Annotated in this window: 25 protein-coding genes; all 25 read left to right on the forward strand. The window is 39.0% G+C overall.

What is annotated here, in order from left to right:
• Positions 1–105: hypothetical protein (locus tag ABGX27_06600; GenBank protein MEO2069167.1), on the forward strand; the 105-nt coding region annotated here is incomplete at its 5' end.
• Positions 106–120: 15 nt separating this feature from the next.
• Positions 121–432, forward strand: coding sequence for a 30S ribosomal protein S10 (gene rpsJ, locus ABGX27_06605; protein MEO2069168.1), 312 nt, complete (start codon positions 121–123; stop codon positions 430–432).
• Between the two features lie 15 nt (positions 433–447).
• Entirely contained in the window at positions 448–1,071 is a 624-nt protein-coding gene (gene rplC, locus ABGX27_06610; protein MEO2069169.1) for a 50S ribosomal protein L3, read from the forward strand.
• Between the two features lie 10 nt (positions 1,072–1,081).
• A complete protein-coding gene (rplD, locus tag ABGX27_06615; GenBank protein ID MEO2069170.1) occupies positions 1,082–1,711 on the forward strand; it encodes a 50S ribosomal protein L4 in 630 nt (209 codons plus the stop codon).
• Complete coding sequence (rplW, locus tag ABGX27_06620; GenBank protein ID MEO2069171.1) at positions 1,708–2,031, forward strand: 50S ribosomal protein L23; 324 nt, start codon at positions 1,708–1,710, stop codon at positions 2,029–2,031. The genes rplD and rplW overlap by 4 nt, the downstream gene beginning before the upstream one ends.
• A gap of 14 nt (positions 2,032–2,045) precedes the next feature.
• Complete coding sequence (gene rplB / locus ABGX27_06625; protein MEO2069172.1) at positions 2,046–2,870, forward strand: 50S ribosomal protein L2; 825 nt, start codon at positions 2,046–2,048, stop codon at positions 2,868–2,870.
• Between the two features lie 9 nt (positions 2,871–2,879).
• Complete coding sequence (rpsS, locus tag ABGX27_06630; protein MEO2069173.1) at positions 2,880–3,164, forward strand: 30S ribosomal protein S19; 285 nt, start codon at positions 2,880–2,882, stop codon at positions 3,162–3,164.
• Positions 3,165–3,176: 12 nt separating this feature from the next.
• Positions 3,177–3,572: a 50S ribosomal protein L22 gene (gene rplV / locus ABGX27_06635; GenBank protein ID MEO2069174.1), complete on the forward strand. Its 396-nt coding sequence runs from the start codon at positions 3,177–3,179 to the stop codon at positions 3,570–3,572.
• 12 nt (positions 3,573–3,584) lie between these two features.
• Entirely contained in the window at positions 3,585–4,283 is a 699-nt protein-coding gene (gene rpsC, locus ABGX27_06640; protein MEO2069175.1) for a 30S ribosomal protein S3, read from the forward strand.
• Positions 4,284–4,285: 2 nt separating this feature from the next.
• Entirely contained in the window at positions 4,286–4,708 is a 423-nt protein-coding gene (gene rplP, locus ABGX27_06645) for a 50S ribosomal protein L16 (protein ID MEO2069176.1), read from the forward strand.
• A 1-nt stretch (position 4,709) separates the two neighbouring features.
• Positions 4,710–4,910 (forward strand): 50S ribosomal protein L29, encoded by a 201-nt coding sequence (gene rpmC / locus ABGX27_06650; protein ID MEO2069177.1) that lies wholly within the window; start codon positions 4,710–4,712, stop codon positions 4,908–4,910.
• Positions 4,911–4,921: 11 nt separating this feature from the next.
• Positions 4,922–5,209 (forward strand): 30S ribosomal protein S17, encoded by a 288-nt coding sequence (gene rpsQ, locus ABGX27_06655; protein MEO2069178.1) that lies wholly within the window; start codon positions 4,922–4,924, stop codon positions 5,207–5,209.
• Between the two features lie 22 nt (positions 5,210–5,231).
• Entirely contained in the window at positions 5,232–5,600 is a 369-nt protein-coding gene (rplN, locus tag ABGX27_06660) for a 50S ribosomal protein L14 (protein MEO2069179.1), read from the forward strand.
• An 11-nt stretch (positions 5,601–5,611) separates the two neighbouring features.
• On the forward strand, positions 5,612–5,971 hold the full coding sequence (rplX, locus tag ABGX27_06665) for a 50S ribosomal protein L24 (protein ID MEO2069180.1): 360 nt from the start codon (positions 5,612–5,614) through the stop codon (positions 5,969–5,971).
• Between the two features lie 22 nt (positions 5,972–5,993).
• Positions 5,994–6,551: a 50S ribosomal protein L5 gene (rplE, locus tag ABGX27_06670; protein ID MEO2069181.1), complete on the forward strand. Its 558-nt coding sequence runs from the start codon at positions 5,994–5,996 to the stop codon at positions 6,549–6,551.
• Between the two features lie 14 nt (positions 6,552–6,565).
• A complete protein-coding gene (locus ABGX27_06675; GenBank protein MEO2069182.1) occupies positions 6,566–6,751 on the forward strand; it encodes a type Z 30S ribosomal protein S14 in 186 nt (61 codons plus the stop codon).
• Positions 6,752–6,777: 26 nt separating this feature from the next.
• Positions 6,778–7,200 (forward strand): 30S ribosomal protein S8, encoded by a 423-nt coding sequence (gene rpsH, locus ABGX27_06680; GenBank protein ID MEO2069183.1) that lies wholly within the window; start codon positions 6,778–6,780, stop codon positions 7,198–7,200.
• A gap of 22 nt (positions 7,201–7,222) precedes the next feature.
• Complete coding sequence (gene rplF, locus ABGX27_06685; protein MEO2069184.1) at positions 7,223–7,765, forward strand: 50S ribosomal protein L6; 543 nt, start codon at positions 7,223–7,225, stop codon at positions 7,763–7,765.
• A gap of 23 nt (positions 7,766–7,788) precedes the next feature.
• Complete coding sequence (gene rplR, locus ABGX27_06690) at positions 7,789–8,154, forward strand: 50S ribosomal protein L18 (protein ID MEO2069185.1); 366 nt, start codon at positions 7,789–7,791, stop codon at positions 8,152–8,154.
• Between the two features lie 12 nt (positions 8,155–8,166).
• Entirely contained in the window at positions 8,167–8,724 is a 558-nt protein-coding gene (rpsE, locus tag ABGX27_06695; protein ID MEO2069186.1) for a 30S ribosomal protein S5, read from the forward strand.
• Between the two features lie 2 nt (positions 8,725–8,726).
• Positions 8,727–8,912 carry a 50S ribosomal protein L30 gene (rpmD, locus tag ABGX27_06700; protein MEO2069187.1) on the forward strand — a complete coding sequence of 62 codons (186 nt, stop codon included), beginning with the start codon at positions 8,727–8,729 and terminating at the stop codon, positions 8,910–8,912.
• Between the two features lies 1 nt (position 8,913).
• Positions 8,914–9,372, forward strand: a complete 459-nt coding sequence (rplO, locus tag ABGX27_06705) for a 50S ribosomal protein L15 (protein MEO2069188.1) — start codon at positions 8,914–8,916, stop codon at positions 9,370–9,372.
• A 10-nt stretch (positions 9,373–9,382) separates the two neighbouring features.
• Positions 9,383–10,717: a preprotein translocase subunit SecY gene (gene secY / locus ABGX27_06710; protein MEO2069189.1), complete on the forward strand. Its 1,335-nt coding sequence runs from the start codon at positions 9,383–9,385 to the stop codon at positions 10,715–10,717.
• Position 10,718: 1 nt separating this feature from the next.
• Complete coding sequence (locus ABGX27_06715; GenBank protein MEO2069190.1) at positions 10,719–11,282, forward strand: adenylate kinase; 564 nt, start codon at positions 10,719–10,721, stop codon at positions 11,280–11,282.
• A partial coding sequence (gene map, locus ABGX27_06720) for a type I methionyl aminopeptidase (protein ID MEO2069191.1) occupies positions 11,275–11,840 on the forward strand: 566 nt, incomplete at its 3' end. The genes ABGX27_06715 and map, both read left to right, overlap by 8 nt.

An 11,840-nucleotide genomic window follows, 5' to 3' on the forward strand; every position in this document is an offset into this window, starting at 1 on the left:
GTTGAACTCCTAAAGCCTGTTGCTATTGAAGAAGGTCTCAGATTCGCTATCCGTGAAGGTGGTAAAACTGTTGGTGCAGGCGTCGTTACTGAGATTTTAGACTAATTAGAGGGGTAGGTAATGGCTCAGGATCGTATAAGAATAAAACTTACAGCTTACGATCACAGATTACTTGATAGATCTGTTCAGGAGATTATTGAAACTGTTAAGAGGACTGGTGCTATTGTCGCCGGTCCTATTCCTCTTCCTACAAAACGCTCCGTGTGGAGTGTAATCAGATCTCCACACAAATATAAGTATTCTCAAGAGCAGTTTGAAATTAGAAGACACAGAAGACTTCTTGACATTAAGAATCCAAAGCCACAAACCGTGGAAGCTTTGATGGATCTCAAGCTTCCCGCCGGTGTTGATGTAGAGATAAAGCTTGACTAATGAAGAGGTGAAAGGATGAAGGGTATCCTTGGTAGAAAAGTTGGAATGACTCAAGTCCTTACAGAAGATGGAAAGGCTATCGCTGTTACAGTTATAGAGGCAGGTCCTTGTACAGTAGTTCAGAAAAGGACTCCAGAAAAGGACGGATATTCTGCTCTTCAACTAGGATTTATGGAAACAAATAAAGATGAAAGTAAATATCCAAAACCACTGCTTGGGCACTTTAAAAAAGCTGGTATCAAGCCAACAAGATGGCTTAGAGAAGTTAAGTTTGACAACATTGACCAGTACAACGTTGGGGACAAAATAACTGTAGATATCTTCCAAGTGGGAGAGAAGGTAGATATTACTGGAAAGTCTAAGGGTAGAGGTTTTGCAGGTTACCACAAGAGACATGGATTTAGTGGTGGTAGGAGATCTCACGGTTCAGATTTTCACGAAGGACCAGGTTCTATCGGTGCCTGTGCAGACCCAGGTAGAGTTCACAAAGGAAAGAGAATGGCAGGACACTACGGAAATGAAACTGTAACTGTTAGGAACTTAGAGATTGTAGATATCATTCCTGAAAAGAATCTAATTCTCGTTAAAGGTGCAGTTCCAGGACATAAAGGTGGACTCGTTATAGTTAAAGGAAAGTAAGGGGTGAGAAATGGAGCTTAAGGTAGTAAATACTCAAAACCAAGAAGTGGGAACAGTTTCTATAAAAGACGAAATAGCTAATGCACCTATAAAGAGGCATGCTGTTTGGGAAACTGTTAAATGGCAGCTTGCTAAGCGCAGACGTGGAACCCACTCTACAAAGACTCGTGGTGAAGTAAGAGGTGGTGGTAGAAAGCCTTGGCCCCAAAAGCACACAGGACGTGCTCGCCAAGGTTCTATTAGAGCTCCACAGTGGGTTGGTGGTGGAGTAGTTCACGGACCAAAGCCAAGAGACTACTCTTACCCACTTCCAAAGAAAGTTAGAAAAGTAGCTCTTAGAAGCGTTATCGCAGGAAGATTACAAGAAGGAAATGTTATTGTTGTTGAAGACTTTTCCTTTGAAAAGCCAAAGACAAAGCAAGCAGTAGAGTTCCTTAAGAACTTAGGACTTGAGAATGAAAAAGTTCTTATCGTTGTTCCACAAGATCTTGATGTAAATACATATCTATCCTTTAGAAACCTTCCAAATGTTAAGCTTTTACCAATTGAAGGTCTCAACGTTTATGACGTTCTTTGCTACGATAAGTGCATTCTCTTTAAGTCAATCTTACCTAAACTAGAGGAGAGGTTATCGCTATGAGGACTCCCTATGATATAATCCTTCGCCCAATTATTACTGAGAAGAGCGTTAAGCTTGCAAACCTTGAAGTAAAAAGCTCTAAGACGAAGGAAAAGAAGAAGATTACAAAGATTACTTTTGAAGTAGCAATGGACGCTACAAAACCTGAGATAAAGGAAGCTGTAGAGAAAATCTTTGGCGTTAAAGTTGAGAAAGTTAACACAATGATCGTTAAAGGTAAAAGAAAGGGTATAAGGTTCTTAAGAGGAAGAAAGAAGGACTGGAAGAAGGCTATCGTTACTCTAAAGCCTGGATACGAAATTGACCTCGAGAAACTCTAAAAAGGAGTTGAGCAATGGGAATTAAAAAGTTTAAGCCATACACACCTTCAAGGCGTTTTATGACCGTTTCCGACTTTTCTGAGATTACGAAGACCGAACCAGAAAAGTCTCTTACAGTAGGGTTTGTAAGGGGAACAGGTAGAAACAACCAAGGTAGAATTACTTGTCGTCACAAAGGTGGTGGACATAAGAGACGTTACAGAATAATTGACTTTAGAAGGGACAAGATAGGTATTCCTGCTAAAGTTGTTGCTATTGAGTATGACCCAAACAGATCTGCAAGAATTGCCCTTCTTGTTTATGCTGATGGTGAAAAAAGATATATCTTGTGGCCAGATGGACTAAAAGTTGGTGATACAGTAATTGCTGGACCAGACGCTGAAATTAAAGTTGGAAACGCTCTACCTCTTAGAAATATTCCTGTTGGTACAATCGTTCATAACGTTGAACTAAAGCCTGGAAAAGGTGGACAGCTTGCAAGAGCTGCTGGAGCTTTTGCTCAGCTAATGGGTAAAGTGGGAGATTACGCACAGCTTAGACTTCCTTCTGGAGAGTTAAGACTTGTTCACCTTGACTGTATGGCCACAGTTGGACAAGTTGGAAACCTTGACCATGAAAACATTGTTATTGGTAAAGCTGGAAGATCTAGATGGCTTGGTATCAGACCAACTGTTCGTGGTACAGCAATGAACCCAGTTGATCACCCACACGGTGGTGGTGAAGGTAGAACATTCGGTAAACATCCTGTTACTCCTTGGGGTCAACCAACTAAAGGTTACAAGACAAGAAGATCTAAGAAGTATTCCGATAAATTCATTATTAAACGTCGTACTAAGTAGGAGGTTTAAATGGGACGTTCATTAAAAAAGGGTCCCTACGTGAACCCTAAGATACTTAAGAAAGTTAGAAAGATGAATGAAACAGGTGAAAAGAAAGTAATTAAAGTTTGGGACAGGGCTTGTACAATAGTTCCTGAGTTTATAGGACATACATTTGCTGTTTACAACGGACAGAAGTTTATTCCTGTATACGTTACTGAACAAATGGTTGGACACAAACTTGGAGAGTTCTCTCTTACAAGAACCTTCAGAGGACATGCTGGTCAGAAGCAAAAAGTTGCTAAGAAGAAATAGGAGAGGTAGACCATGGCTGTTGAACAAAGAGAATACTATCAACAAGGAGAAAGGGGTTTTGAAACTCCTCAGGAAGCAAGGGCTATTTGGAGAAGAGCCAGAATGTCTGCTTCTAAGGTTAGACTTGTTATAGATCTAATAAGAGGAAAACACGTTGAAGAAGCCCTTGCTATTTTGGCTAACAGCCCTAAGAAAGCTGCTAGAATGATTGAAAAAGTTTTAAAAAGTGCTATAGCTAATGCTGAACAAAAAGGAATGAACCCTGAAGAACTTTTTGTTAAAAGAGCTTACGTTGATGAAGGTCCAACAATGAAAAGGGTTAGACCTCGTGCTATGGGAAGAGCTAACATTATTAGACGTAGAACCTGCCACATCACAGTTGTGGTAGGAAAACCTGAATCAAAATAGTGGGGGTATACCTTGGGACAGAAAGTTCATCCTATAGGATTTAGACTTGGAATTACAAAAGATTGGGAATCTAAGTGGGTTGTTAAAGAAAAGAGTAAATATGTTCAGTTTTTACATGAAGACATAAAGGTCAGAAACCTTATTAAGAACAAGTATTACCACGCAGGAATTGCAAGAATTGATATTGAAAGAACACCTGAAAGAATTAATATCAGAATTTGGGCTGCTCGTCCAGGACTACTTATTGCTAGAAAAGGGGCAGAAGTTAAAGCTCTTAGAAAGTTTCTAGAGGAACTTACAGGAAAGAACGTTTACATTAGTATTGAGGAAGTGAAGTATCCTCAACTTAATGCTCAACTTGTGGCAGAAAACGTTGCTCAACAGCTAGAGCGCCGTGTGGCGTTCAGGCGTGCAATGAAAAGAGTTATTGCAGATGCTATGAAGGCAGGTGCAAAAGGTATTAAAGTTCAATGTGCCGGAAGACTTGGTGGTGCCGATATGGCTAGAAAAGAATGGTACCGTGAGGGAAGGGTACCATTGCAGACAATAAGAGCAGACATAGATTATGGCACTGCAATAGCAAAGACAAAGTATGGTGTTATTGGCGTTAAAGTTTGGATCTACAAAGGAGACGTTTACAAGGACGAAACTGAGGAAATTCTCAAGAAAATTGAGAAAGAAGTAAAACAAGAGATGGCGAGAGGTGAATAACCATGTTGATGCCAAAAAGGACAAAGTTTAGAAAGCAGCAAAGAGGAAGACTCAAAGGAAAGTCTTATAGAGGTAACACTCTTGCCTTTGGAGATTACGGTATTCAAGCGCTTGAACCTGCTTACGTTACAACTAACCAAATTGAAGCCGCGAGAGTTGCTATTACAAGAACAATGAAAAGAGGTGGTAAGGTTTGGATTAGAATTTTCCCTGACAAACCTTACACAAAGAAACCTCTTGAAACCCGTATGGGTAAAGGTAAAGGTAACGTTGAAACTTGGATGGCTAAGGTTCTTCCAGGAAGAATTATGTTTGAAGTTGCTGGTGTTGCTGAAGATGTAGCCTTTGAAGCTCTAAGACTTGCTATTCATAAGCTTCCTATGAAGTGTAGAATCGTTAAGAGAGAAACCGTAGGTGGGGAGTAAGATGAGGAAGTACACCGAGGAACTTAGACAGAAATCTACTGATGAACTCAAAAAAATGGTTGTAGAGCTTAAGGAAAAACTTCTTAAGCTTAGATTTAAAAATGCTTTCGGTCAGCTTGAGAATCCTATGGAGATTAGAAAGACAAGAAGACAGATAGCCCGTATTCTCACAATCCTTAGAGAACGCGGTGTTAAGGCTTAATGGAGGAAGCGATGGCTGAAACTAGAGTTAATAGAAGAAAAGTAAGAGTTGGCGTTGTGGTTAGCGATAAAATGGACAAGACTGTTGTTGTTAGGGTTACGAGAGAATTCCGTCACCCTATTTACGGTAAAAGAGTTAAGCTTTCCAAAAAGTACATGGCCCATGATGAAAATAATGAATGTAGAGTTGGTGATATTGTGAAAATTATGGAAACAAGACCACTCTCTCGCCATAAAAGATGGAGAGTGGTTGAAATTATTGAAAGAGCTAAAAGACTTGGAGAAGAAGTAGAGGAGTAAACTTCTTTAAAGGAGTGGAGAGATGATTCAGGTTCAGACATACCTTAACGTTGCTGATAACACTGGAGCAAAACGTGTCCAGTGTATCAGGGTTCTTGGTGGTTCTAACAGAAAGTATGCATCTTTGGGAGATCAAATTGTTGTTACTGTAAAGGAAGCAATCCCAAACGCTACAGCTAAGAAGGGAGAAGTTTATAGAGCAGTTGTTGTTAGAACTAGAAAGGAAGTAAGAAGACCTGATGGGACTTATATAAAGTTTGATGATAATGCGGTGGTTCTCCTTAACAAGCAGGGAGAACCTCTAGGAACACGTATTTTAGGACCAGTTGCAAGAGAGACAAGGCAAAAAGGATTTACTAAAATTGCCTCACTTGCTCCAGAAGTTATTTAAGGAGGATTCTAATGGCTAAGGCTAAGAAAAAATTTAAGATAAAGGCCGGCGATAAGGTTATCGTAATTGCCGGTAAGGATAAAGGAAAAGTTGGTAAAGTTCTAAAGGTTCTTCCTGAAGAAGAGAGAGTTATTGTTGAAGGTGTAAGAATTGTTAAGAAGCATTTAAAGCCAAGTCAAAAGTATCCTGAAGGTGGAATTATTGAAAAAGAAGCTCCTATTCATATAAGCAATGTTATGCTTGTTGATCCTAAGACTGGAAAGACAACAAGGGTTGGCATAAAATTTGTGGACGGTAAGAAAGTTAGATATGCTAAGCGTTCTGGTGAAATCATTGATGAAATCAGTAAACCGCAGAAAGCGGGTCGGTAATCCGCAAAATTAAGGAGGAAAGATGGCTGAAGAAAAGTACATACCAAGACTAAGGAAAAAGTATCAGGAAGAAGTAGTTCCTGCTCTTATGAAGAAGTTTGGATATAAGAACATAATGGAAGTTCCAAAGATTGAAAAGATCGTTGTTAATATGGGTGTTGGTGAGGCTGTTCAAAACATTAAAGCTCTTGAAAACGCTATGAATGACTTAGCTTTAATTACTGGACAAAAGCCTTCCGTTAGGAGGGCGAAAAGATCGGAAGCTGGTTTTAAGCTTCGTAAGGGAATGCCTATCGGTGCTAAGGTAACTCTTAGAAGAGATAGAATGTGGGAATTCCTTGATAGACTTATTTCTATCGCTCTTCCAAGGGTTAGAGACTTTAAAGGGCTATCTCCTAAGTCCTTTGATGGAAGAGGAAACTACAACTTTGGTTTAGAGGAACAGACTGTTTTCCCTGAAATTGACTACGATAAAGTTGACAAAATTAGAGGTATGAACATTACAATCGTTACTACTGCTGAAACTGATGAAGAAGCAAAAGCTCTTTTAGAGCTTCTTGGATTTCCATTTAGGAAATAATTTAAGGAGGAATTATGGCTAGAAAGGCTTTAATAGTTAAAGCTCAAAAAGAACCAAAGTTTAAAGTTAGAAAATACAACAGATGCCCTCTATGTGGTCGCCCAAGAGGGTTTATAAGAGCTTTTGGAATGTGCAGACTTTGTTTTAGAACTCTTGCTCTTCAAGGAAAAATTCCTGGCATTAGAAAGGCAAGCTGGTAAAACTTAAAAGGAGAGGTAAGCAAGCCATGATGATGGATACAGTAGCAGATTTCTTGTCAAGAATTAGGAACGCAAACCTTGTTTATCATGAATATACAGATGCTCCTTACTCTAAGGTAAATGAAGCTATTGCTAAGATTTTAAAGGAAGAAGGTTTTATTAAGGATTATGAAATTAGAGAGGAACCTTTCAAAAGATCTAAAAATCCTGAGAACAAGAAGAAAATTATCAGAGTTTATCTTAAGTATGGTCCAAACAAAGAAAGAGTTATTAATGAAATAAAGAGAGTTAGTAAACCTGGTAGAAGAATTTATGTTGGAAAAGATGAAATACCTCTCGTTAAAGCTGGTCTTGGTATAGCAATTCTCTCTACTAACAAAGGAATTATTCCTGGTTATAAAGCAAGAAAACTTGGTGTTGGTGGAGAAGTTCTCTGCTACGTTTGGTAAAACTGATTAAAGGAGTGGGAAGATGTCTAGGATAGGTAGAATGCCTGTTGAGATACCTCAAGGAGTAACTGTAGAAGTAAAACCAGGAAACCATGTAGTTGTTAAAGGGCCTAAAGGAACTCTCGAATATACATTCAATCCAAAGCTTACTATAAAGGTTGAAGATAACAAGGTTATTGTTGAAAGACCAAACGATGAAAAGCAGATGAGAGCTCTTCACGGAACGACAAGAGCTCTTATAAATAACATGGTAATAGGTGTTTCAAAGGGATTTGAGAAAGTTCTTGAAGTTAAAGGTCTTGGTTATAGAGCTTTTGTTAAAGGAAAGACTCTTGAACTTCATCTTGGATTTTCACATCCGGTTCTTTACCAAATTCCTGATGATATACAGATAGAAGTTAATAGGGACAACAATATTTACGTTAGAGGAATTGATAAGCAAAAGGTTGGTCAAGTAGCAGCTGAGATTAGATCCTTCAGACCACCTGAGCCATACAAGGGTAAAGGTATTAGATACAGAGGAGAGAGAGTTGTTCTTAAGGCTGGAAAGTCTGCTAAGAAGTAATCCTTAATTAGGAGAGGTTAACAATGGCGAAGTTAACGAGAAGAGAAAGAAGACTTAAGAAACATAGAAGAGTAAGAAAGAAAATTTTTGGAACTCCTGAGAGACCAAGGTTAGCTGTATATAAAAGCCTAAAGCATATCTATGCTCAGATAATTGACGATGTAAACGGCGTTACTTTAGTTGCAGCTTCTACTCTTGATAAAGAAATAAGACCAAAGATGCCTGAGCTTACAAAAACAGAAGAAGCTTATGAGGTTGGAAAGCTTATAGCTAAAAGAGCCCTTGAGAAGGGAATTAAGAAAGTTGTTTTTGACAGAGGTGGTTTCATCTATCACGGAAGAGTAAAAGCCCTTGCTGAAGGTGCAAGGGAAGGTGGACTTGAATTTTAAGGGAGGTATTTGATGGCTGAGAGAGTAAGACCTGAGGGGCTTGAATTAAAGGAAAGACTTGTTCATATCAATAGAAACGCGAAAGTTGTAACTGGTGGTAGAAAGTTTAGCTTTACGGCTTTTGTTGTAGTTGGAGATGGTAAGGGAGTAGTAGGATTTGGTAGAGGAAAAGCTGCTGAAGTACCAGATGCTATAAGAAAAGCAGTTGAAGACGCTAAAAAGAATTTGATTAGAGTTCCTGTTGTTGATGGAACTATTCCTTTTGAAGTTCAAGCTAAGTTCGGTGGATCAAGAATTATTATGAGACCGGCCGCTCCTGGTACTGGAGTTATTGCTTCCGCTCCAGTTCGTGCTGTTCTTGAGTCTGCAGGAGTTACGGATATTCTTACAAAGGTTATCGGTTCTACAAATCCTCACACAGTTGTTAGAGCTGTTATCAAAGCTCTTTCCCAGCTTAAAACTCCAGAGGAGTTTGCAAAGCTTCGTGGTGTTCCTGTAGAAGAACTAAGAAGAAGATGGAAGCTTCCAGGTAGAAAGATTACTAAGGAAGGAGAGATCGTTAGGAGGTAATTATGGCTAAGGTTAAGATAACCCTTGTGAGGGGACTTGCTGGAAAGAGCAAAAGAAAGAAAAGGACTTTAGAAGCTTTAGGACTTCGCAAAAGGGGTAAGTGCACTATTAAAGAACTTAACCCTGCAATTGAAGGTATGATTGAAAAGGTAAAAGAACTTGTAAAAGTTGAACCTGTGGAGGAGTAAGATGGAACTCAAATTACATAACTTAGGTCCAAATCCAGGAGCTGTTAGAGAAAAGAAAAGAGTAGGTAGAGGTCACGGTTCCGGTCACGGTAAGACTTCCGGTAGAGGTCAAAAAGGTCAAAAGGCTCGTGCTGGTTGGAAAGGTGGAACAAGACCTGGATTTGAAGGTGGACAAACACCTCTTTATATGAGATTTCCAAAAAGAGGTTTCTCTAACGCTCCATTTAAGAAAGAATACGCAATTGTTAACGTTAAGGATTTAAACGATAGATTTGAAGATGGGGCTGTAATTACTCCTGAAGTTCTAAAGGAAGCTGGGCTTGTTAAGAGGAATTTATCTATAAAGATCTTAGGAGATGGAGAGTTAACTAAAAAGCTTACAGTTAAAGCTCATAAGTTTTCTGCTTCTGCTAAAGAAAAAATTGAAGCTGCTGGTGGTACTTGTGAGGAGATAGCTTAGGAGTTTCGGAATGAATCTATCCAAAATACTCTTTAACGTTACGGAAGTACCTGAACTTAGAAAAAGATTTCTATTTACTATGTTGCTCCTAGCCGTTTATAGGCTAGGAGCCCATATTCCTACTCCCGGAATAGATGTAAATGCTTTAGCCGATTTTTTTAAAAGAGCACAAGGAACAGTTTTTGGTTTTATGGATGTCTTTTCTGGAGGAGCTTTAAGTAAACTTACAATTTTTGCTCTTGGAGTTATGCCTTACATCAGTTCTGCAATTATCATGCAGCTTCTCACAGTTGCTATACCATCCATAGAAAAGCTTGCGAAAGAAGAGGGAGAGCACGGTAGAAGGAAGATAAATCAATACACCCGCTATGGAGCAGTTCTACTTGCCTTTATCCAATCTCTCGGTATTGCAATTGGTCTTGAGAGTATGAAAACTCCTACTGGCGTTCCGGTAGTTCCAAATCCTGGCTTTACCTTCATATTTGTTTGTGTTACCTGCTTAACTGCCGGTGCTACCTTCTTAATGTGGCTTGGAGAAAAGATAACGGAAAAAGGTATCGGTAATGGAATGTCTATTCTAATTTTTGCAGGAATAATTGCAAGCGTTCCTAACGCAGTTATAACAACTTTTACATTATTTAAGAATGGAGAAATTTCCCTATTTAAGCTTATAGGTATTGGGATTATCGTTATTTTAATGATCGCAGCAATTGTTTACATTCAGGAAGCTGAAAGACGAGTCCCTCTCCAGTATGCAAGAAGGAATATAGGAAGGCAGGCTGTTGGTAAATATACAAGCTATCTTCCAATTAAGCTAAACCCTGCAAACGTTATTCCTATTATCTTTGCAGCTTCTGTTTTAATGTTTCCTGCAACAATCGCTAAATTTGTTCATCATCCTATAGCTCAGGCAATTTACGATGCTTTACAACCAGGTAGTACTCTTTATCTAATTGTTTACTCACTTCTCATATTCTTCTTTACGTACTTCTACACGGCCATAATTTTTAATCCTGAAGAGATCGCTGAGAACCTCAATAAACATGGTGGTTTTATTCCTGGAGTGAGAGCTGGATCTGATACAGCAAAGTACTTGGACAGGATCGTTTCAAGACTTACCTTCGCTGGAGCTGTCTTCCTAACTCTCGTAGCTGTTATTCCGATTTTAATAACCCAAAATATGCACCTTCCTTTTTATTTTGGAGGGACTGCGATTCTTATCGTAGTTGGAGTTGCTTTGGATACCTTACGAAGAATGGAAGCTTACGCACTTTCCATTTCCTATGAAGGATTCTTAGGTAGAAGGAAGAGAAAAAGAAAATTAGGTGTGACTACTGGGGGTTAAAGTGATAAAGGTAGTTTTTCTTGGACCACCAGGTGCAGGAAAGGGAACACAAGCAGTAAGACTTGCTGAAAAGTACGAGGTTCCTCACATATCTACAGGTGATATTTTAAGATCTGCAGTAAAAGAAGGAACAGAACTTGGAATGCTCGCCAAAAGCTATATGGACAAAGGTGAGCTTGTTCCTGACGATGTTATCATTGGAATCATAAGAGAAAGACTATCTCAAACCGATGTAAAGGAAAAGGGATTTATTCTTGACGGATTCCCAAGAACTTTAGCTCAAGCTGAAAGCCTTGATGCAATGCTTGAAGAACTTAATATGCCTCTTGATAAGGTAATTTACTTAAACGTTAATGATGAAGAAATAGTTAAAAGACTCTTGGCTCGTGGTAGAGCAGATGACACAGAAGAGGTAATAAGAAACAGACTTGAAGTCTATAGAAAACAAACTGCACCTTTGATTGACTATTATTCCGCCAAAGGGCTTCTTGTTGAGATTAATGGTATCGGTGATATAGAAGAAATTACCAAGAAAATAGAGGAGAGCTTAGGTCTAAATGGTTAAGAAAAAAAAGAAGGGAATAATTCTAAAAAGTAAAGAAGAGATAGCGAAACTTAGAACTGCTGCTGCAACTACAATGGAAATTCTCCTGAAAATAGCGGAACAGATTGCTCCTGGTATTAGTGGATTGGATATAGATCAGATTGCTAGGAGTTTATGTAAAGAGTATAAAGTAAAGCCTGCTTTTCTCGGTTACGGTGGTTTTCCAGGGGCAATCTGTGTTTCCGTTAATGAAGAAGTTGTTCATGGATTACCAACAAAAAAGAAAGTTCTTAAGGAAGGGGATATTGTCAGTTTAGATTTTGGTGCAATCGTTGATGGTTGGGTAGGAGACGTAGCCTTAACTGTTCCAGTTGGGAAAATTAGCGAAACTGCCCAAAAACTTATTAATGTTACAAGAGAATCTTTATATAAAGGTATTGAGGCTGCAAAAGCAGGTGGAAAACTAATAGATATTTCAAGGACAATTCAAGACTTTGTGGAATCTCACGGGTTTAACGTAACTCGCGGTTATGCAGGTCACGGGATTGGAAGGTCTTTACACGAGGAACCGTCTATTAC

It is taken from the genome of Desulfurobacteriaceae bacterium (assembly GCA_039832905.1).
Lineage (GTDB): Bacteria > Aquificota > Aquificia > Desulfurobacteriales > Desulfurobacteriaceae > Desulfurobacterium.

Bases quoted from the DNA above. Each gene is read 5' to 3' on its own strand.
- rpsJ (MEO2069168.1), top strand. From the start codon at position 121: ATGGCTCAGGATCGTATAAGAATAAAACTTACAGCTTACGATCACAGA.
- rplC (MEO2069169.1), top strand. From the start codon at position 448: ATGAAGGGTATCCTTGGTAGAAAAGTTGGAATGACTCAAGTCCTTACA.
- rplD (MEO2069170.1), top strand. From the start codon at position 1,082: ATGGAGCTTAAGGTAGTAAATACTCAAAACCAAGAAGTGGGAACAGTT.
- rplW (MEO2069171.1), top strand. From the start codon at position 1,708: ATGAGGACTCCCTATGATATAATCCTTCGCCCAATTATTACTGAGAAG.
- rplB (MEO2069172.1), top strand. From the start codon at position 2,046: ATGGGAATTAAAAAGTTTAAGCCATACACACCTTCAAGGCGTTTTATG.
- rpsS (MEO2069173.1), top strand. From the start codon at position 2,880: ATGGGACGTTCATTAAAAAAGGGTCCCTACGTGAACCCTAAGATACTT.
- rplV (MEO2069174.1), top strand. From the start codon at position 3,177: ATGGCTGTTGAACAAAGAGAATACTATCAACAAGGAGAAAGGGGTTTT.
- rplP (MEO2069176.1), top strand. From the start codon at position 4,286: ATGTTGATGCCAAAAAGGACAAAGTTTAGAAAGCAGCAAAGAGGAAGA.
- rpmC (MEO2069177.1), top strand. From the start codon at position 4,710: ATGAGGAAGTACACCGAGGAACTTAGACAGAAATCTACTGATGAACTC.
- rpsQ (MEO2069178.1), top strand. From the start codon at position 4,922: ATGGCTGAAACTAGAGTTAATAGAAGAAAAGTAAGAGTTGGCGTTGTG.
- rplN (MEO2069179.1), top strand. From the start codon at position 5,232: ATGATTCAGGTTCAGACATACCTTAACGTTGCTGATAACACTGGAGCA.
- rplX (MEO2069180.1), top strand. From the start codon at position 5,612: ATGGCTAAGGCTAAGAAAAAATTTAAGATAAAGGCCGGCGATAAGGTT.
- rplE (MEO2069181.1), top strand. From the start codon at position 5,994: ATGGCTGAAGAAAAGTACATACCAAGACTAAGGAAAAAGTATCAGGAA.
- ABGX27_06675 (MEO2069182.1), top strand. From the start codon at position 6,566: ATGGCTAGAAAGGCTTTAATAGTTAAAGCTCAAAAAGAACCAAAGTTT.
- rpsH (MEO2069183.1), top strand. From the start codon at position 6,778: ATGATGATGGATACAGTAGCAGATTTCTTGTCAAGAATTAGGAACGCA.
- rplF (MEO2069184.1), top strand. From the start codon at position 7,223: ATGTCTAGGATAGGTAGAATGCCTGTTGAGATACCTCAAGGAGTAACT.
- rplR (MEO2069185.1), top strand. From the start codon at position 7,789: ATGGCGAAGTTAACGAGAAGAGAAAGAAGACTTAAGAAACATAGAAGA.
- rpsE (MEO2069186.1), top strand. From the start codon at position 8,167: ATGGCTGAGAGAGTAAGACCTGAGGGGCTTGAATTAAAGGAAAGACTT.
- rpmD (MEO2069187.1), top strand. From the start codon at position 8,727: ATGGCTAAGGTTAAGATAACCCTTGTGAGGGGACTTGCTGGAAAGAGC.
- rplO (MEO2069188.1), top strand. From the start codon at position 8,914: ATGGAACTCAAATTACATAACTTAGGTCCAAATCCAGGAGCTGTTAGA.
- secY (MEO2069189.1), top strand. From the start codon at position 9,383: ATGAATCTATCCAAAATACTCTTTAACGTTACGGAAGTACCTGAACTT.